Here is a 17,194-nt window from a genome sequence, read left to right as displayed (position 1 = left end):
AGAATTGGAAGAAGGCCATTGCCCTTGTTGCTTCCGCTGCCGCTCTCGTGAGCGTCGCCGCGTGTGGTTCCAGCAACGCTGGTGGCGACGGTGGTTCCAGCGATTCCGGCAAGAAGACCGTGGGCTTCGTGGCCGTCGGTCCTGAGGGCGGCTTCCGTACCGCCAACGAGAACGACATCAAGGCCGCGTTCAAGGATGCCGGCTTCGAACTGGTCTACTCGCCGACCCAGAACAACGATCAGCAGAAGCAGATTCAGGCCTTCAACAAGTTCGTCAACGATGAGGTGGACGCCATCATCCTGTCCTCCACCGAGGACTCCGGTTGGGACGACTCCCTGAAGAAGGCCGCCGAGGCCGAGATCCCGGTCTTCACCGTGGATCGTAACGTCGAGGTCAAGGACGACGCCGCCAAGAAGGACATCGTCTCCCACATCGGCCCGTCCAACGAGTGGGCCGGCGAGCAGGCCGCCGAGTTCGTGAACAAGAACTTCCCGGATGGCGCCAACGGCTTCATCCTGGAAGGCCCGGCCGGCCTGTCCGTAGTGAAGGATCGTGGCACCGGCTGGTCCAACAAGATCGGCTCCAACATCAAGGTCCTCGAGTCCCAGTCCGCCAACTGGTCCACTGATGAGGCCAAGACCGTGACCGCCGGTCTGCTTGACAAGTACAAGTCCGAGAACCCGCAGTTCATCTTCGCCCAGAACGACGAGATGGGCCTCGGCGCCGCCCAGGCCGTTGACGCCGCCGGCCTCAAGGGCAAGGTCAAGATCATCACCATCGATGGTACGAAGAACGCCCTGCAGGCCCTGGTCGACGGCGATCTCTCCTACGTGATCGAGTACAACCCGATCTTCGGCAAGGAGACCGCTCAGGCCGTCAAGGACTACCTGGATGGCAAGACCGTCGAGAAGGACATCCAGATCGACTCCAAGACCTTCGACGCCACCAGCGCCAAGGAGGCCCTGGACAACGGCTCCCGCGCGTACTGATCGCCCGGAACATCCAGCTGACAATTGAACTGAACTCGTAGTGATGGTGTGAGAGGGAGCCCCTTCCTTCCACACCATCACTCATGTTCGGCCCAAATATCACAAAACGATAACAATCCCCTTCTCGTTTAAGGCAAAGACATGACTGATAAAACCCCTATCGTCGTGATGAAGGGCATCACGATTGAATTCCCGGGCGTCAAGGCTTTGGACGGTGTCGACCTGACCCTCTACCCGGGCGAAGTGCACGCCCTCATGGGTGAGAACGGTGCCGGTAAGTCCACCATGATCAAGGCTCTGACCGGTGTGTACAAGATCGACGCCGGCTCCATCACGGTCGAAGGCAAGCCGCAGCAGTTCAACGGCACGTTGGACGCGCAGAACGCCGGCATCGCCACCGTGTACCAGGAAGTGAACCTGTGCACCAACCTCTCCGTGGGTGAGAACGTGATGCTCGGCCACGAAAAGCGCGGCCCGTTCGGCATCGACTGGAAGAAGACCCACGAAGCCGCCAAGACCTATCTGGCCCAGATGGGTCTGGAGTCCATCGATCCGCACACCCCGCTGAGCTCCATCTCCATCGCCATGCAGCAGCTGGTCGCCATCGCACGCGCCATGGTCATCAACGCCAAGGTGCTGATTCTCGATGAGCCGACCTCCTCTCTGGACGCCAACGAGGTGCAGGACCTGTTCAAGATCATGCGCAAGGTGCGTGACTCGGGCGTGGCCATCCTGTTCGTCTCCCACTTCCTCGACCAGATCTACGAGATCACCGACCGTCTGACCATCCTGCGCAACGGTAAGTTCATCAAGGAAGTCATGACCAAGGACACCCCGCGTGACGAGCTCATCGGCATGATGATCGGCAAGTCCGCCGCCGAGCTGAGCCAGATCGGTGCCAAGAAGTCCCGTCGCGAGATCGAGCCCGGCGAGAAGCCGCTGCTCGAGGCCAAGGGCCTGGGTAAGAAGGGCACCATCAACCCGGTCGATCTGGACATCTACAAGGGCGAGGTCGTCGGCTTCGCCGGCCTGCTGGGCTCCGGCCGTACCGAGCTCGGCCGTCTGCTGTTCGGCGCCGACAAGCCGGATTCGGGCACCTACGAGTTCAACGGCAAGAAGGTCAACATCTCCGACCCGTACACCGCCCTGAAGAACAAGATCGCGTACTCCACCGAGAACCGCCGCGACGAGGGCATCATCGGCGACCTGACCGTCCGCCAGAACATGCTCATCGCCCTGCAGGCCACCCGCGGCATGTTCAACCCGATTCCGAAGAAGGAAGCGGACGCGATCGTCGATAAGTACATGGAGGAACTCAACGTTCGTCCGCGCGACCCCGACCGCCCGATCAAGAACCTCTCCGGTGGTAACCAGCAGAAGGTGCTCATCGGCCGTTGGCTGGCCACCCACCCCGAGCTGCTCATCCTCGACGAGCCGACCCGTGGTATCGATATCGGCGCCAAGGCCGAAATCCAGCAGGTCGTGCTCGACCTCGCCTCCAAGGGCATGGGCGTCGTCTTCATCTCCTCCGAGCTTGAAGAGGTCGTGCGTCTGTCCGACGACATCGAGGTCCTCAAGGATCGCCACAAGATCGCAGAAATCGAAAACGGCGACACGGTTTCCCAGGCGACCATCGTCGAAACCATCGCCAACACCAACGTGAACGGAAAGGAGGCGTGAGATGGCTGAAAAGGCAAAGGAAGAGGGCAACGCCCTCGTCAAGAAGCTGCTGAGCAACAACCTGACCTGGTCTGTTGTCGCATTCATCCTGCTGATTGTCATCTGCACCATCTTCCAGCATGACTTCCTCGCTCTGAGCTGGAACACCAACACTGGCGGTCTGGCCGGCCCGCTGATCACCATGCTTCAGGAGTCCGCCCGATACCTGATGATCGCCACCGGTATGACCTTGGTCATCTCCACCGCCGGCATCGACCTTTCCGTCGGTTCCGTGATGGCCGTGGCCGGTGCCGCCGCGATGCAGTCCCTGTCCAACGGCGTGAACGTGTGGGTCTCCATCCTCATCGCCCTGGCCGTCGGTCTGGTCATCGGCTGCGTCAACGGCGCTCTGGTTTCCCTTCTCGGCCTCCAGCCGTTCATCACCACCCTGATCATGATGCTCGCCGGCCGTGGTATCGCCAAGGTGATCACCTCCGGTGAGAACACCGATGCCTCCGCCGTCGCCGGCAACGAGCCGCTGCGCTGGATCGCCAACGGCTTCATCCTCGGCATCCCCGCCAACTTCGTCATCGCCGTGGTCATCGTGATCCTCGTCGGCCTGCTGTGCCGCAAGACCGCCATGGGCATGATGATCGAGGCCGTCGGCATCAACCAGGAAGCCTCCCGCATGACCGGTATCAAGCCGAAGAAGATCCTCTTCCTCGTCTACGCGGTTTCCGGTTTCCTCGCGGCCATCGCCGGTCTGTTCGCCACCGCATCCGTGATGCGCGTTGACGTGGTCAAGACCGGTCAGGACCTCGAAATGTACGCCATTCTGGCGGTCGTCATCGGCGGCACCTCGCTGCTCGGTGGTAAGTTCTCCCTCGCCGGCTCCGCTGTCGGCGCCGTGATTATCGCCATGATCCGCAAGACCATCATCACCCTCGGCATCAACGCCGAAGCAACTCCGGCCTTCTTCGCCGTCGTGGTGATCGTGATCTGCGTGATGCAGGCTCCGAAGATTCACAACCTGGGTGCGGCGATGAAGCGCAAGCGCGCACTTCAGGCTCAAGCTAAGGCGGTGGCAGCATGACAACAGCTACGGCAAACAAAGTGAAGGCTCCCAAGAAGGGCTTCAAGATCGATCGTCAGATGATCCCGACCCTCGCGGCCGTAGTGATCTTCCTCCTGATGATCATCATGGGACAGGCTCTGTTCGGCACCTACATCCGATTGGGCTTCATCTCCTCCCTGTTCATCGACCACGCCTACCTGATCATCCTGGCCGTGGCCATGACCCTGCCGATTCTGACCGGTGGTATCGATCTGTCAGTCGGCGCCATCGTGGCCATCACCGCAGTCGTCGGCCTCAAGCTGGCGAACGCCGGTGTGCCCGCCGTGCTGGTCATGATCATCATGCTGCTCATCGGCGCCGTGTTCGGCCTGCTGGCCGGTACGCTGATCGAGGAGTTCAACATGCAGCCGTTCATCGCCACGCTGTCGACGATGTTCCTGGCCCGTGGTATCGCCTCCATCATCTCCACCGACTCGCTGACCTTCCCGGACAGCAACAACTTCGCGTTCATCGCGAACGAGATCAAGATCATCGACAACCCGAAGATCTCCAACGATCTGTCCTTCAACGTCGGCGTGATCATCGCCCTGCTGGTCGTCGTGTTCGGCTATATCTTCCTGCACCACACCCGCACCGGCCGCACCATCTACGCCATTGGTGGCTCCCGTTCCTCCGCGGAGCTTATGGGTCTGCCGGTCAAGCGCACGCAGTACACCATCTACCTGACCTCCGCGACGCTCGCCGCCCTGGCCTCGATCGTGTACACCGCGAACATCGGTTCCGCCAAGAACACCGTGGGTGTCGGCTGGGAGCTCGACGCCGTGGCCTCCGTGGTCATCGGCGGTACGATCATCACCGGTGGCTTCGGCTACGTGCTCGGCTCCGTGCTCGGCGCTCTGGTCCGCTCCATCCTCGACCCGCTCACCTCCGACTTCGGTGTGCCGGCCGAATGGACCACCATCGTGGTCGGCCTCATGATCCTCGTCTTCGTCGTCCTGCAGCGTGCGGTGATGGCGGTCGGGGAACGGAAATAGCGGATTGCCCGCCGGTCTCCGACACCGGAGGCCGCGGGTGGGCATTCCGCCTCACCGATAATCGAATACAACTGAAGAACAACTGAATAATAACTAAACAATAACTGAAAAGGCGGGCCGCTTTCCGGTTTCGTTTCCCGCTCGAACCACTGCCATTATCGGCGGCGGAACGAAACGGTACGCCACTTGCGGCCCGCCACTATTCCTTTTTGCTTTCTCCTTTTCTTCCTTTCATCGCACTTGGGGCGCGGTCCGGTTCCTCCGGCCGCGCCCCAAGTGTTTTTGCGTTGGTTGGTGGTTGGTGGATGCGGTGGGATAAGTCGGTGAGAGTAGACGGCATGCGGTGGAAGTGCCGGTAATATGTGCCGACGTTTGGCGTTGCACCGTAACAGGTGCAGTCGGATTTTGCAGGTTGAATGTCGGATTTTCGTATGTTCGTATGTTGACTGTCGGATGGTGTTGCATGGTGACGGTTGCAGTCGGTTTTTGCGGGTTGGCTGTCGGTTTTTCGTATGTTCGTTTGTTGACTGTCGGATGGTGTTGCACGGTGACGGTTGTCGTCGGATCTTGCAGTGTCGAATCTTGCAGGATTTCGCAGGTTAACTGTCGTATTTCCGTATTGTCGTTTTTCCATATGTTGACTGTCGGATTTCGACGTACCAGTGTCGGACCTCGTATGTTGACTGTCGGATTTCGACGGTTGACTGTCGGACCTCGTGCGGTATATGCACGAAATCCGACACTCAACCGTTGAAGTCCGACACGGATGTGTTGAGATCCGACAGTCAATCGTTGAGGTCCGACAGTCAAATGTTGGGGTCTTCCTACGTCGGGGATTCGTTTGCTTGTGTGTCTTTGCGAAAGGTTCCGCCGCGGCGGGACGCGCTCATGGCGAGTCATGGCATGCGTATCGTCATTTTGAAGGCGAACTCATCGAACGTGAATCCGCGGCGGTTGATTCCGAACAGTGACGGGTCTGCGGTCGGTGCGGTTAACCGCGAAGAGTCCGGGACTGCGGCTGGTGGTGAACGGGCCGGATTCGGTGCCGTCAGCCGATGCGACTGCGGCAATGCGACCCGATGCCGTTCTGATGGCGGCGGATGAGTCTTCCGTGCACTCTAATATTCCTTGATGGCGGTAACGGGATGCAACTTACGCGAGAAGTGGCTCGCTCCTATCTGTAACACTCAATACAGCACTGCACACGCCGGTTGGTAAACCTGACTTCCAGACGTTTCACAATGATGATGTAGAGGAGATCTATCATGCCCCAATCGCAGCGGCAGCCCAATTCCGCCGGCATCCAGCATGTCGTGGATAGCGAGCGCATCCCACCGCGACTCATCGGCGCCATCGTGGCCGTGGGGTCGCTGGCTTTCATCGGCATCCTCACCGAAACCGTGATGACCGTGCTCTTCCCGGCCCTGATGCGCGAGTTTAACGTCGACACTGCCACCGTGCAGTGGATCACCACAATTTACCTGCTTTCCGTGGCGGCCTCGATGCCGATCAGCTCGTTCCTCAAGCGCCGGTTCCGTCTCAAGGCCATCTTCCTGGCCGCTGTGGCACTCGGCGTCACCGGCTCGCTCATCATGATCGTGGCGCAGGCGTTCCCGCTGATGATTCTGGCCCGCATCATTCAAGGCGTCGGTTCCGGCGTCGCCACGCCGCTGATGATCAACATTATCCTCGAGCAGTCGCCGCGTTCCAAGATCGGCCGTCTCATGGGCGTCGGCTCGCTGGTGATCACCGTGGCCCCTGCCATCGGCCCGACCGTGGGCGGCGCGGTGACCAGCGTTTTGCCGTGGCGTGCGATCTTCGTCGGTGCGGTGCCGCTGATGCTCATCGCCGCGGTGATCGGCTGCATCTGCATCGAGCAGCGCACGCCCACCGAGGATGCCTATCTCGACCCGGTCCAGCTGTGTCTGATTGTCCTAGCGCTGGTGGGACTGGTCCTCGCCCTGAATCAGGGCGGTGTGGCCGTCAGTGCGGCGGTGAGCGGGGGAGCGGCCGTACGCCCCGGAGTCGTCGCCGTGGTGAGCCTCATCGTGGGTCTTGGCGCCCTGATCTTGTTCGCCAAGAGCTCCCAGCGCGCCTTCTCCCCGTTGCTGCGGCTGGGCATCCTGCGTGACCCGGCCGTGCTGCTTCATGCCATCGCCTATCTGCTGTTGCCGCTGGTAGGTATCGGCTATGGCTATGTGATTACCAATGTGTCGCAGCTGTCGCTCGGTACGTCTGCCTTCGTGGCCGGTTCGCTGGTGCTGCCCGGTGCGTTGATCGGTGCGGTGTGCGCGCCCGTGGGCGGCTGGTTCTACGACCGCTTCGGCGCGGTCAAGCCGATTCTCATCCCTCTGGGCATCGCGATTCTGGGGCCGGTGCTGATGCTGGTCTTCTCCATGCATCTCACGCCGGGATTGCTGGCCGGATTCTACTTCATTTTCGGTTTCTTCTACGCCATCGGCAACGCGAACGTGATGACCAGCGGCCTGTCCGAAGTGCCGCACGAGTTCCGTCCGGACGGCAACGCCATCTTCAACACCTGCCTGCAGTTCGGTGGCGCGGCCGGAACCGCCCTGTTCTCCACTGTGCTGACCGTGGCCCAGGCGGGTGCCGGGGACGAGGGCACGCCGCAGTTCGCGCACGCCACCGCCGTGGGCGGCGCATGGACCTTCGCCGTGATGATCGTGATCTGCCTGATCGGATGGGGATGTCTGGCCACCGCCTTCCGCATTCGTGCGCGACGTGGCCCCGTGCAGGCCTGACGCCGGTTATTACCGATTATTTATGCGGGGCTGGAATCCGGAAATCACCATCCGTGGTGCCCGGATCAGGTGCCCGGATTAGGGGATACGGCACAATATCCGCACTGCGGCCTAGTTTGTGAAGCATGGGAATCGAGAACACGCATAAGCTGATCGTCAACTGTCTGCCGCTGGATGCCGCCGAACGTCAGGCGTTCGTCAAGGCCGCACGGGACGTGCCGCAGGAGTTCGTCGGGAGCGAGGACCATCGCGGCGACATGGTCTGGCCGGTGAACATCCCCGATGAGCTGAAGTCTCGGGCCACCGCGGTCATCGGCAATTTCCCGGTCTCCGAGGCCGAGCGGTACACGCGACTTGAGTGGCTGCAGACTTTCAGCGCTGGCGTGGACGCCTACGTCCGGCCCGGCGTGCTGCCACGGGGAACTATGGTCACCAATGCCACCGGCGCTTACGGCCGTAGCGTCTCCGAGCACATGTTCGCCATGATGTGGTCGCTGATGAAGAACCTCAACCAGTACGCGGTCAACCAGCACGACCATCGTTGGCATGATCAGGGGACGGTACTCAGCCCCGAAGGCGGCATCGCCCTGGTCATCGGCGCGGGCGACATCGGCTCGCACTTCGCCCAGCTGGCACAGGCCGTGGGCTTGCGTACGTTTGGCGTGCGACGTCATCCGGATGTGCCTGCCAAGGGCGTCGAGAAGATGTATGGGTTCGACCGTCTTGATGCGCTGCTGCCGCTGGCGGATGTGGTGGCGTTGGCGGTGCCGCGCTCACCGCAGACCCATCATCTGCTGGATGCGGACCGGCTTGCACGGCTCAAGCCCACCGCCATCGTGCTCAATGCGGGCCGTGGCGATGCCATCGACCCTGAGGCCCTTGCCGCGGCGCTGGCCGAGGGAAGGTTGCGCGGTGCGGGACTCGACGTCACCGAGCCCGAGCCGTTGCCGGCCGAAAGCCCTCTGTGGGACGAGCCGCGTTGCCTCATCACCCCGCATGTCGCCGGAGGCAATCACTTGAAGGAGACCTCTGAGCAGATCATCCGCATCGCGCTGACCAATGTGTCCCGTTACGCCAAGCAGCAGGAGCTGCTTAACCTCGTTGGCCGCTGATGACATGTCATCGGCGTGCCGAAACGTGATGCGTGTGATTGATGGACTGACTGATAGCCCCGTTCTCGGGCAGACATGAAATGTGGGGCGTTCCCGCCATCCTAGAGGAACTTCCGCGCAGGATGGCGGGAAACCTTCTCAGGATGACGGGAACGCCCCACATTCGGAAATGACGGGACAACCGCGCTGCCTGTGCGTGTTTGGTTCGCGCAATGAGTTGCCGTATGAATCGTCGCTCATTGCGCGAACCCCGACAATCGCATTTCAGGCGGCAAGCTCGGTTTTGAGCGCCTTCAGATCAGCCAGAATTGCCGCATGGCATGCCTCGTTGGTGTCGAAGGCGAGGTGGCAGAACGCGCACTCGTGGCCTTCGCGGTTTTCGTGGCAGGCGTGGATGCAGGCCTTGCCCTCGCACTGCTCGTCGGAGCCGTGCATGCAGTCGTTGTCGTCGCAGCAGTCGCCGGTCAGGCAGCATCCGCAGCATCCGCAGGCCGCCACGCCATGCTGGTGGGCGGAGACATCGAACTTGGCGAGCGTGTCCTTGCAGACGGCGAAGGTGCCCTCTTCGGTGACGATTTCGTAAGCGTGCTGGTCAATGGTCTTGATGGTCATTGGTTTCCCTTTCAATGTGTTCAACGCATTTGTCGATTGAAAAGTGTAAGGCCTCTCGCGGCGCGCGTGATAGTTAGTGAAAGTGGTTACCGATCCCGTTGCTCGTCGTCATTTCGGGCGCCGTCGATGGTCTTCCTCGCGCAGCGGGGGCACAGACCATAGATTTCCAACTCATGGGTGACGTCGATATAGTGCAGTTTGGCGGCTGCCTGTTCGATCCACTGTTCCAGCCCCGGAATCTCGATTTCTATGGTCGTTCCACAACTCCGGCACATGATGTGGTGGTGGTGACGATGATCGACACAGGAACGATACAGGGTTTCGCCGTTGAGATGGATAACGTCGAGTTTGCCCTGGTCGGCCATCATCTGCAGATTCCGGTATGCGGTGGTGGTGCCGATGCGCGTACCGCGATGCCTCAGAATATCGGTGATTTCCTGGGCGGTGGCGAAGCGCGATAATTCCGACAGCGTCCGCTCGATCAGCATACGCGGCCTGGTGATGCGGGGGTTGGATGACTGTGCCGCGCGCTCGTCGCGGTGTTGCTCTTCAGAATCGGCCACTGTCGTCTTCCCCTCCTTTAGCTAATGATACTTGTTATCATTTAGAAAGCAAGTCGGGTGTTTACGCAGGGGAAAAGTCATACTGAAACCAGCGGCTCGGACCTGATCCGTCAGGGCCCGCCAAACATGATAATGGGGATGCACCGCATGTACCGCGGTGCATCCCCATTACACATATGTGCCACAGGCAGGGCGAAATCAGCTCCGAGCGGCCATCATCGGCCGAGAGCGGACATCATCACCACTGGTTGGCGCCGGTGCCCTGGAACTTCACGGTGAAACCGCGCTGGTAGTGCAGGAACATGGCGGCGCCGTAACGGTCGACCGGACGGTGGGTGAAGAGCATGCGGATGGCGAAGGCGGTCTGCACGTCCTCCGGGAGGGCGAGGAACGCCTTGTGGGCATCCCAGTACGGGTTGGTGGTGATGGCGGCGTCCGGCACGTAGGCGTAGCCGTAGCCATCCTCGTTCACGTAGCCCATGAACGGCAGATCCCAAGCGTTGTGGTTGGTGAGCTGCTGCTTGAAGTACTCAACCTCGGCCAGCGCCTGGTCGCTGATGCCGAATTTCTTGGCGACCTCGTTGCCGTGGGAGGTCTTGGTGTCCGCGTCCTTGTTGAACAGGTCAGGGTCGACGACGATGAGCTTCTCTTCCGCCATGATGATGATCCTTTCATTCGGCGACCGTTCCCGCCACGGCCGTCATGACAGTATTGTGGATGTGCGATTTGGGAATGATTCGCACATCAATCAGCCTCCTCGTGTGGTGGAGGAGGCTACGCTTAGTATCGCGCTGGTTCCTAAGCCTAACACTTGAAAAGCTCGAAATAGAGCCGATTTGCCGATTTTTAACCTTGCGGTAACGTGTTTGGGAGGTTCTGTACGTCTCTGTGTAAGTGTGTTCGCATACTGCGCAAACGAACAATAATCATGTTCGTATTTGCTGAAAACAGGACATGATGAAGGCCATGAACCTTGGATGGGTTCATGGCCTTCATCAGTGTGCGCCGAACGTTGCTCGACGATTGGCAGTTAGCGATTCAGCCCGTCGGCTTGCCGTACATCGGCTTGATCGGTCTGGGCCTGACCGATGGGATGAGCCGCGTCACCGCGACTGCCGTCGTCGGAGCTCCGGCGTGGCTCTACGAATATGCGGCGGATACACGATCCGTCTATCAATCCGCGTCAGTCGGTGAGCTCCTGACCGTTGGCGTCCTTGTGCCACGGAGAGCCGTACTGGCTGGAGAGGATGAGGATGCCCTCGACCAGACCCCAGATCGCGGCGGCGATCGGGCCGAGACCGAGCAGAATCCAACCGACCAGCGTGAGCAGCAGCTGGGCCACCGCCTTGCCGGTGTAGCCCAGATAGAAATTGTGGACGCCCAAGGAACCGAGGAAGATGCCAAGCAGGCCGGCGGCCATTTTGGACTTGGCCCCGTAGGCGGCGGCCGGGGCCGCATATTGGGGAGCCGCATACGGCTGCGTGTAGGGGTTGGTGGGCTGGCCGTAGGGCTGCTGTCCGTACGCGCCCGCGGGCTGTCCGTAGGCGCCGGCCGGCTGCTGCGCGCCGTACACCGGCTGGGCCGGCTGGCTGTAGGGCTGGCTGTACTCGCCGGTCGGCTGTGCGGGCTGTCCATACTGGTACGGTGCGTATCCGGCGGCCTGCGCCGGCTGACCGGGCTGGACGTACGATTGCGTCGGCTGCTGGCCGTAGGCCCCGGATGCCGGGTCGGCGTAGGATGCGCCCTGCGGCGTCGATTCGGGAGCGGAAGGCTGATACTCGCCGTATGCGTTGGACGGTTGCGTGTATGCGCCGTTACTCTGGGCGGGCTGGTTGTACTCCGGCTGCGTGTTCGCCGAATTCTGCGGCTGCTGTTCCGGATTGGCCGGAACATACGGTTGTTGGTTGTCGCTCATCGTTGGGTTCCCTTCTCTGGATAGACGGCGTCGCCGTTGTTGCCAACCATCATCTCACGTTTTATATGGAAGCGGAACATGCCGCGCTGTGCGGTCGCTATTCGCGGACGAGCTGGATGTGCTCCACGTCCTTGCGCTTCGAGCGGCGGAAGATCACGAAACGATTGCCGATGGACTGCACCACTTCGGCGTTGAGCTGCTCGGCAAGCTGTTCGGCCGCTTCCTTGGCGGTCAGGCCCGAGCCGTCCTGCACGGCGACCTTGATGAGCTCATGCTTCTCGATGGTTTCGTCGGCCTGCTTGATGGCCGCCTCGGTCAGGTCGTTCTTGCCGACGTAGAGCAGCGGCTTGAGTGAGTTCGCCAGCGCGCGCAGCTGCTTGATTTGCTTTTTGGTCAATGCCATGGAAGTTCCTTACGTTCAAGTGACCACAACAGCATACCCGCCGGTCGCGTCATGCGTGCCGGCCGACATCGCTCACAGCGCCACGATGGCCGCGATATAGCCAATCACCGCCACGGCGAATATCGCATCCTTGGGGCCGGGCGCGAAGACCCGCCAATGCGTCCGGGCGATGCCCTCCTCATAGCAGCGCGCATCCAACGCCAGCGACAGATTGTCCGCGTGACGCAGGGTGCCGGCGAACACCGGCACGATGATCGCGCTCATCGCCTTGATGCGCTGCGTGAGCGAGCCGGTTTCGATCGAACCGCCCCGGGCCGCCTGTGCGTCCACGATCGAGCGCGTCTCGTCGGTGAGCGTGGGAATGAACCGCAAGGCCAGACTCATCACCAGCGCGATCTCCTGCGCGTGCAGCCCGAACCGGGCGAACGGCCGCAGCAACGCCTCGAAGGCGTCCGTCATGGCGGTGGGCGTGGTGGTGGCGAGGAACACCGCTCCCAGAATGATGACCAACGCGAAGCGGCAGGCATACAGCACGGCGATGGTCACGCCTTGGTCGGTGATGCTGAACGGCCCCCACGCGACCAACGGCGTGCCGGTGCGCACCACGATCAGATTGCACAGGCTCATCAGGACGAGCAGCGCCAGAATCGGGTGGATCGACGCGAGTACGCGAATCGGATTGAGACGGGCGAAGAGCATCACCGCCAACGTGAGCGTGACGCCAAGCGCCAGCTGTACGGGCGTGTTCACTGCGAACATCGTGAACATCGCGGCCAGGAATCCCACCATCTTCACGCGCGGGTCGAGCCTGTGGATCGGCGAGCGGCGACGGTTGGGAACAGAGGGTGCGGTCGCAGTCTGCGATTCGTGGACTGATTCGTGGGGTGCATCGAGGGCAGGTGCGATGGGCATGCGCACCACGCGGTCTCCCAGCTCCTCGGCCTCCGCTCGGTCATGCGTGATGATGAGCATCGTCACGCCGCGGGCCTTCAGCGTATGGAGCAGCTCGTGGATGCGAGCCTTGGCATGCACGTCCAGACTGGCGGTCGGTTCATCCATGACGAGCACATCCGGCCGGCATGCCACCACGCCGGCGATGGCCACGAGCCGTTGCTGTCCGCCGGACAAATCGAAGGGGGAGCGGTCGGCCAGATGCTCGATGTGAAGCAATGACAGCGCCTCCCGGACGCGCTCGCCGACCGCGGACTCGGACAGTCCTTGGTTGCGCGGGCCGTAGGCCACATCCTCGGCCACCGTATCCGCGAACAACTGATGCTCCGGGTGCTGCATCACGTATCCCACACGGCGACGCAGTTGTGCGAGCTGCTTGCGATTGGCTGATTTCAACCGTTGCACGGTACCGTCGTTGCCGACAATCGGCGCGCGCTTGTCCCATGCCACCGGAATGCCGGCCACCGTGATGCTGCCTGCGCTCGGCTTTGCCAGCGCGCACAGGAGCCGTGCCAGCGTGGACTTGCCGGAACCGTTGGAACCCATCAATGCCACAGTCTCACCTTTGGTGATGGTGAAGGACAGGTCATCGATCACCGGCGGCTGGTCGCCCGCGTACCGGTAGGAGAGATGGGAGACGCGAATGATAGGGGCGGAGGAGGAGCTGGCTGGAGCCTCAACGGAGGTCTCGGCCGGAGACGCTGCCGCTCCAGACACGACACCTGCCAAAGCGCTGGAGGAAGTGATTGTCGTGCCGGCCGGGACGGCGCCCCTGATATCGGTTGAGGTGTCGGCTGTCACGGTTGCTGAGGTGCCGTTCGCGGCATCGGTCGCGACTTCGGCCGAGGTGCCCAGTACCGGCAACGGGGCGGCGATGACGTTCACGTCGGAGCCGGTGGCAGCTGTGTCGATAGCAGTGGAAATCGTATCGGAGAGCGCGGAAGGCTCCGGACAGTCCGCAGCCTCATTGCCGGGAGCATCCGCGATGATGCGGCCGGCGGCCATATGCACCACGCGGTCCGCATGCCGCGTCTCGTCCGGGTGATGGGTGACGTGCACGATGGTGGTGCCCCGCGACTGCAGGACGTCAAGCACGCGCATCACTTCGGCGCGGGCGGTTTCGTCCAACATGGCGGTCGGTTCATCCAGCACCAGCATGGACGGGTTCATCGCCAGCATACCCGCGATGGCGGCGCGCTGCTGCTGACCGCCGCTCATACGGGTGGGGTCGGCGTCGCGGTGCGAGGCGAGGCCCACGGCGTCAAGCGTCTGCGTGATGCGCTCGCCGATTCGCTCCCGTGCGATGCCCAGATTCTCGGGGCCGAAAGCCACATCGTCCTCCACCACGGTGGTGACGATCTGATCTTCCGGATTCTGGAACACCATGCCAATGCCGCGTCGGGCTGCGCGGTATGCACCGGCGTCCGGTCCGGACTGCGGGGCGTAGACGGTATGCCCGAGCAGCACGATTCGACCGTCATCGGGGGCGGTCAGGCCGGCGATCAGACGGGCCAATGTCGATTTTCCCGAGCCGTTCGGTCCCACGAGACACAGCCGCTCTCCGGCATGGATGGTCAACGACACATCATCCAGAGCCCATGTCACGCCGCGGTCATAGCTGAACCGGACATGCTGCAGCTCGGCGATGGGGGCCAAGGCGGGGGAGTGGCTATCTGTCATGAATCGCTTTCTGGAATCCTGTGGTTTTTGGGGGCGCGCGTGCGATTACGGGCGGACGCGAACGAGCGCAGATGAATGGTCGCACGCGGCGGAGGGGACGGGAAAACGTCTTCAGAGACGGTAAGTACGCGGCTCAACGAAGGTGCCGCGTACTTACCGTCTCTACAAGGGGTGAAACGGACGGTAAGTACGCGCCTATGTCGTCGAGCCGCGTACTTACCGTCCGTTCATGCTGCGCGGCCGCATCTTTTCGGTGGCCGAAGTGGTTCAGCGCTGCTTGGACAGCAGGTTGGAGACCGGCTTGTAGATCAGGAAGGTGACCACGGCGTGAATCGCCATCTTGACCACGTTGAACGGCAGCAGAATCGGCACGATCATCGCGGCCACGGCTTCCACGGTCATGTGCGCGTAGATCGGGGTCACGACGAGGTTGCCCACGATGGCGGCGACGATGGCGAGCACCGCGCCGGCGAGAATGCCCAGTGCGGCACCCTTGCGCGTGCGGTTCGCGCGGTAGATGAACGAAGCCGGCACGGACAGGCACAGTGCCACCAGCACGGCCATCAGCGTGCCCCACGGGTCGGCGAACACATGCGGCACGAAACCGAGCACGGAGACGATGACCGCGGCGGACGGGCCGTAGGCGAAGCCGGCGATTAGGCAGATGATGCCGGACGGGTCGTACTTGAGCCAGGTCACCGGGGTGATCGGGAACTCGATGAAGCTGGTCACCATCGCCAACGCCACGAACAGCGCGTACATGGCGATGCGGCGGGTGGACCAACGGCCGGAATCGGCCACGCCGGTGGCGTGCGAGCCGAGCTTGTCGTTGACCGCCGTCGCGGATGACACGGATGCGTCGGAACCGGACGCGGCACCTTCCGCGGCGGGCGCGAGAGAACGGACGAATTGCATACGGATACGCGAAGATACGCTCATAGGAGCCCTCGTTTCTTCCATCCGGACTGTAACCGTTGGCCCCGGAATCTCACCGGATCAGCCGCTTTCGCGGGTCGCGGGCTTCCCACTTGCCCCGTTATGAAGCCCGGGGTGTGGGTTACCGCCAGTAAGGAATTGCACCTTCCCTGAAACTGACAGGCACATTCATACGCCATGCGGCGGACTTGCGCAAGTGGCATATCGCTATAGGTGATAAGCCGCCCTGTTTTGGCCGGAGATGCGGGCCTCTGAGAACCAGTTTGTGCCGGTCAGGTGCAACAATGGAGAGCATGGCTGAAGTGAAGAACCGCAACAAGACCATTGAGAAACTCGCCCTTATCGTCACCACATACAAGCGCCAGCAGTTGCTTGAAGTGCTGTTCGATTCGATTCTGGCGTTGGAGCAGGCACCGTGGCGCATCGTCATCGTGGACAACGAGCATTCGGACGAGACCGCGCGCATGGTCACCGAGTTCGCCGGCAAGGTGACCGGCCAGTGGGGCACCACCGTGGCCGACCAGTCCGGTAACGAGGAGCGTGTGGTCTATGCGCCGCAGACCGAGAACCTGGGCGGCGCCGGCGGCTTCTCCGCGGGCGTCAGGAAGGCATACGAGCTCGGTGCGCAGTGGTTCTGGGTCATGGACGACGATGTGGCCGTGCTGCCGGACGCCATCGTCAAGCTCGCCAAGTGGACGCCGCGTCACGAGGTGATCCAGGGGTCCCGGTTCGACTACGACGGTGGCCCGTTCTATTGGCAGTACGACTTCATCGTGCCGCTGGGCATCCCGAACCCCATCGCGCCGGCCGCGTTCGGCCCGGCCGGATACCGGGTGATGGACACGCTGTGCTTCGAGGGCGGCCTGTTCAACCGTCGCGTGGTCAAGGAGATCGGCCTGCCGGACCCGCGCTTCTTCATCTACTGGGACGACACCATGTACGGCTACCGCGCCAGCAAGGTGACCAATCCGATCGTGGTGCCGGACGTGATTCTGCGCCGCACCCGCGAGATCGGCAACTGGGACATCGCCGGCGTGCGCCAGCTCAACTCCACGTCCGACATGAACCGATACCACATCATGCGCAACCGCGGATACATGGCCCGTTACTTCATGACGTACGGCGACTTCCATCCGGTGTTGTTCGCACTGGGCACTTGGCTGACCGCGGTCAAGGAGGTCATCCGTCTGGTGATGGTGGACCGCGAGCATCTGCGCACCGGTCTGGTCAAGATCGCCAAGGGCTGGTGGGATTCGCGCAAGCTGCTGCATGATCCCACATGGAAGCCGATGCCTCCGCTGGCATGATGCCGCGTTGCCCGGGCCTTCTCGGTTGATTTGGTTCTGGGCATATTCCCGCCAATTATTCTGGGCATAGGCGGGTGAAATACGAATTTCTGGGCATAACCCTAGCTTCAGGAAGTGTATTGTCTTGGGGCATAATTGACGGGTGTCTTGGGGCATGGTTGACGGGGTCTCCTGGGGCATGGTTTACATCTGTCTT

15 protein-coding genes and 1 riboswitch are annotated in these 17,194 nt (G+C 61.8%); of the genes, 7 read left to right on the top strand and 8 right to left on the bottom strand.

The annotated features are described in order from the left end of the window. From BG22_RS10060 to BG22_RS10045, 4 genes are all read left to right on the top strand, one after another. Positions 1–989, top strand: a 989-nt coding sequence (locus BG22_RS10060; protein ID WP_219846947.1) for an ABC transporter substrate-binding protein, incomplete at its 5' end; no start/stop codon positions are given. A 141-nt stretch (positions 990–1,130) separates the two neighbouring features. Continuing rightward, complete coding sequence (locus BG22_RS10055) at positions 1,131–2,669, top strand: sugar ABC transporter ATP-binding protein (RefSeq protein ID WP_140495243.1); 1,539 nt, start codon at positions 1,131–1,133, stop codon at positions 2,667–2,669. A gap of 1 nt (position 2,670) precedes the next feature. Then, on the top strand, positions 2,671–3,741 hold the full coding sequence (locus BG22_RS10050; RefSeq protein WP_094668037.1) for an ABC transporter permease: 1,071 nt from the start codon (positions 2,671–2,673) through the stop codon (positions 3,739–3,741). Continuing rightward, on the top strand, positions 3,738–4,757 hold the full coding sequence (locus BG22_RS10045) for an ABC transporter permease (protein WP_094668036.1): 1,020 nt from the start codon (positions 3,738–3,740) through the stop codon (positions 4,755–4,757). The genes BG22_RS10050 and BG22_RS10045 overlap by 4 nt, the downstream gene beginning before the upstream one ends. 199 nt (positions 4,758–4,956) lie before the next feature. On the opposite strand, the gene BG22_RS10040 is transcribed toward BG22_RS10045, so the two are convergent. Next, positions 4,957–5,391, bottom strand: a complete 435-nt coding sequence (locus BG22_RS10040; protein WP_140495241.1) for a hypothetical protein — start codon at positions 5,389–5,391, stop codon at positions 4,957–4,959. A 631-nt stretch (positions 5,392–6,022) separates the two neighbouring features. Between BG22_RS10040 and BG22_RS10035 the strand changes: the two genes are divergently transcribed. Both BG22_RS10035 and BG22_RS10030 read left to right on the top strand, forming a co-directional pair. Continuing rightward, positions 6,023–7,519 carry an MFS transporter gene (locus BG22_RS10035; RefSeq protein WP_140495240.1) on the top strand — a complete coding sequence of 499 codons (1,497 nt, stop codon included), beginning with the start codon at positions 6,023–6,025 and terminating at the stop codon, positions 7,517–7,519. A 125-nt stretch (positions 7,520–7,644) separates the two neighbouring features. Beyond that, positions 7,645–8,631, top strand: coding sequence for a D-2-hydroxyacid dehydrogenase (locus tag BG22_RS10030; protein ID WP_181163484.1), 987 nt, complete (start codon positions 7,645–7,647; stop codon positions 8,629–8,631). A gap of 264 nt (positions 8,632–8,895) precedes the next feature. Here BG22_RS10030 and BG22_RS10025 read toward each other — a convergent pair whose 3' ends face one another. The 7 genes from BG22_RS10025 to BG22_RS09995 form a co-directional block, all read right to left on the bottom strand. Beyond that, the gene (locus tag BG22_RS10025; RefSeq protein ID WP_181163483.1) at positions 8,896–9,243 is read right to left on the bottom strand and encodes a lectin-C; all 348 of its coding nucleotides are present in this window, start codon (positions 9,241–9,243) and stop codon (positions 8,896–8,898) included. Between the two features lie 86 nt (positions 9,244–9,329). Next, on the bottom strand, positions 9,330–9,806 hold the full coding sequence (locus BG22_RS10020; protein WP_258186334.1) for a Fur family transcriptional regulator: 477 nt from the start codon (positions 9,804–9,806) through the stop codon (positions 9,330–9,332). Between the two features lie 238 nt (positions 9,807–10,044). Continuing rightward, positions 10,045–10,464, bottom strand: coding sequence for a glycerophosphodiester phosphodiesterase (locus BG22_RS10015; protein ID WP_140495238.1), 420 nt, complete (start codon positions 10,462–10,464; stop codon positions 10,045–10,047). Between the two features lie 525 nt (positions 10,465–10,989). Beyond that, positions 10,990–11,721, bottom strand: a complete 732-nt coding sequence (locus BG22_RS10010) for a TM2 domain-containing protein (protein ID WP_140495236.1) — start codon at positions 11,719–11,721, stop codon at positions 10,990–10,992. Positions 11,722–11,818: 97 nt separating this feature from the next. Then, on the bottom strand, positions 11,819–12,124 hold the full coding sequence (locus BG22_RS10005; RefSeq protein WP_140495234.1) for a YhbY family RNA-binding protein: 306 nt from the start codon (positions 12,122–12,124) through the stop codon (positions 11,819–11,821). Between the two features lie 72 nt (positions 12,125–12,196). Next, positions 12,197–14,755 (bottom strand): energy-coupling factor transporter ATPase, encoded by a 2,559-nt coding sequence (locus BG22_RS10000; RefSeq protein ID WP_140495232.1) that lies wholly within the window; start codon positions 14,753–14,755, stop codon positions 12,197–12,199. A 267-nt stretch (positions 14,756–15,022) separates the two neighbouring features. Continuing rightward, positions 15,023–15,694, bottom strand: coding sequence for an ECF transporter S component (locus BG22_RS09995; RefSeq protein ID WP_140495230.1), 672 nt, complete (start codon positions 15,692–15,694; stop codon positions 15,023–15,025). A gap of 5 nt (positions 15,695–15,699) precedes the next feature. Then, positions 15,700–15,852: riboswitch (FMN riboswitch) on the bottom strand. A 123-nt stretch (positions 15,853–15,975) separates the two neighbouring features. Between BG22_RS09995 and BG22_RS09990 the strand changes: the two genes are divergently transcribed. Further along, a complete protein-coding gene (locus tag BG22_RS09990) occupies positions 15,976–16,998 on the top strand; it encodes a glycosyltransferase family 2 protein (RefSeq protein ID WP_140495228.1) in 1,023 nt (340 codons plus the stop codon). The last annotated feature ends 196 nt before the right edge of the window (positions 16,999–17,194 follow it).

Origin of the sequence: Bifidobacterium sp. UTBIF-78, from assembly GCF_006408945.1 — a bacterium.
In the GTDB taxonomy this organism is placed as follows: Bacteria; Actinomycetota; Actinomycetes; order Actinomycetales; family Bifidobacteriaceae; genus Bifidobacterium; species Bifidobacterium myosotis.
The sequence above is the reverse complement of the archived record's forward strand: the minus strand, read 5'-3'. Positions and strand labels throughout refer to the sequence as shown.

What these genes read in the sequence shown, in the direction of transcription:
- BG22_RS10055 (WP_140495243.1), top strand. Translation starts at nt 1,131, where the DNA reads ATGACTGATAAAACCCCTATCGTCGTGATGAAGGGCATCACGATTGAA.
- BG22_RS10050 (WP_094668037.1), top strand. Translation starts at nt 2,671, where the DNA reads ATGGCTGAAAAGGCAAAGGAAGAGGGCAACGCCCTCGTCAAGAAGCTG.
- BG22_RS10045 (WP_094668036.1), top strand. Translation starts at nt 3,738, where the DNA reads ATGACAACAGCTACGGCAAACAAAGTGAAGGCTCCCAAGAAGGGCTTC.
- BG22_RS10040 (WP_140495241.1), bottom strand. Translation starts at nt 5,391, where the DNA reads ATGGAAAAACGACAATACGGAAATACGACAGTTAACCTGCGAAATCCT.
- BG22_RS10035 (WP_140495240.1), top strand. Translation starts at nt 6,023, where the DNA reads ATGCCCCAATCGCAGCGGCAGCCCAATTCCGCCGGCATCCAGCATGTC.
- BG22_RS10030 (WP_181163484.1), top strand. Translation starts at nt 7,645, where the DNA reads ATGGGAATCGAGAACACGCATAAGCTGATCGTCAACTGTCTGCCGCTG.
- BG22_RS10025 (WP_181163483.1), bottom strand. Translation starts at nt 9,243, where the DNA reads ATGACCATCAAGACCATTGACCAGCACGCTTACGAAATCGTCACCGAA.
- BG22_RS10015 (WP_140495238.1), bottom strand. Translation starts at nt 10,464, where the DNA reads ATGGCGGAAGAGAAGCTCATCGTCGTCGACCCTGACCTGTTCAACAAG.
- BG22_RS10010 (WP_140495236.1), bottom strand. Translation starts at nt 11,721, where the DNA reads ATGAGCGACAACCAACAACCGTATGTTCCGGCCAATCCGGAACAGCAG.
- BG22_RS10005 (WP_140495234.1), bottom strand. Translation starts at nt 12,124, where the DNA reads ATGGCATTGACCAAAAAGCAAATCAAGCAGCTGCGCGCGCTGGCGAAC.
- BG22_RS10000 (WP_140495232.1), bottom strand. Translation starts at nt 14,755, where the DNA reads ATGACAGATAGCCACTCCCCCGCCTTGGCCCCCATCGCCGAGCTGCAG.
- BG22_RS09995 (WP_140495230.1), bottom strand. Translation starts at nt 15,694, where the DNA reads ATGAGCGTATCTTCGCGTATCCGTATGCAATTCGTCCGTTCTCTCGCG.
- BG22_RS09990 (WP_140495228.1), top strand. Translation starts at nt 15,976, where the DNA reads ATGGAGAGCATGGCTGAAGTGAAGAACCGCAACAAGACCATTGAGAAA.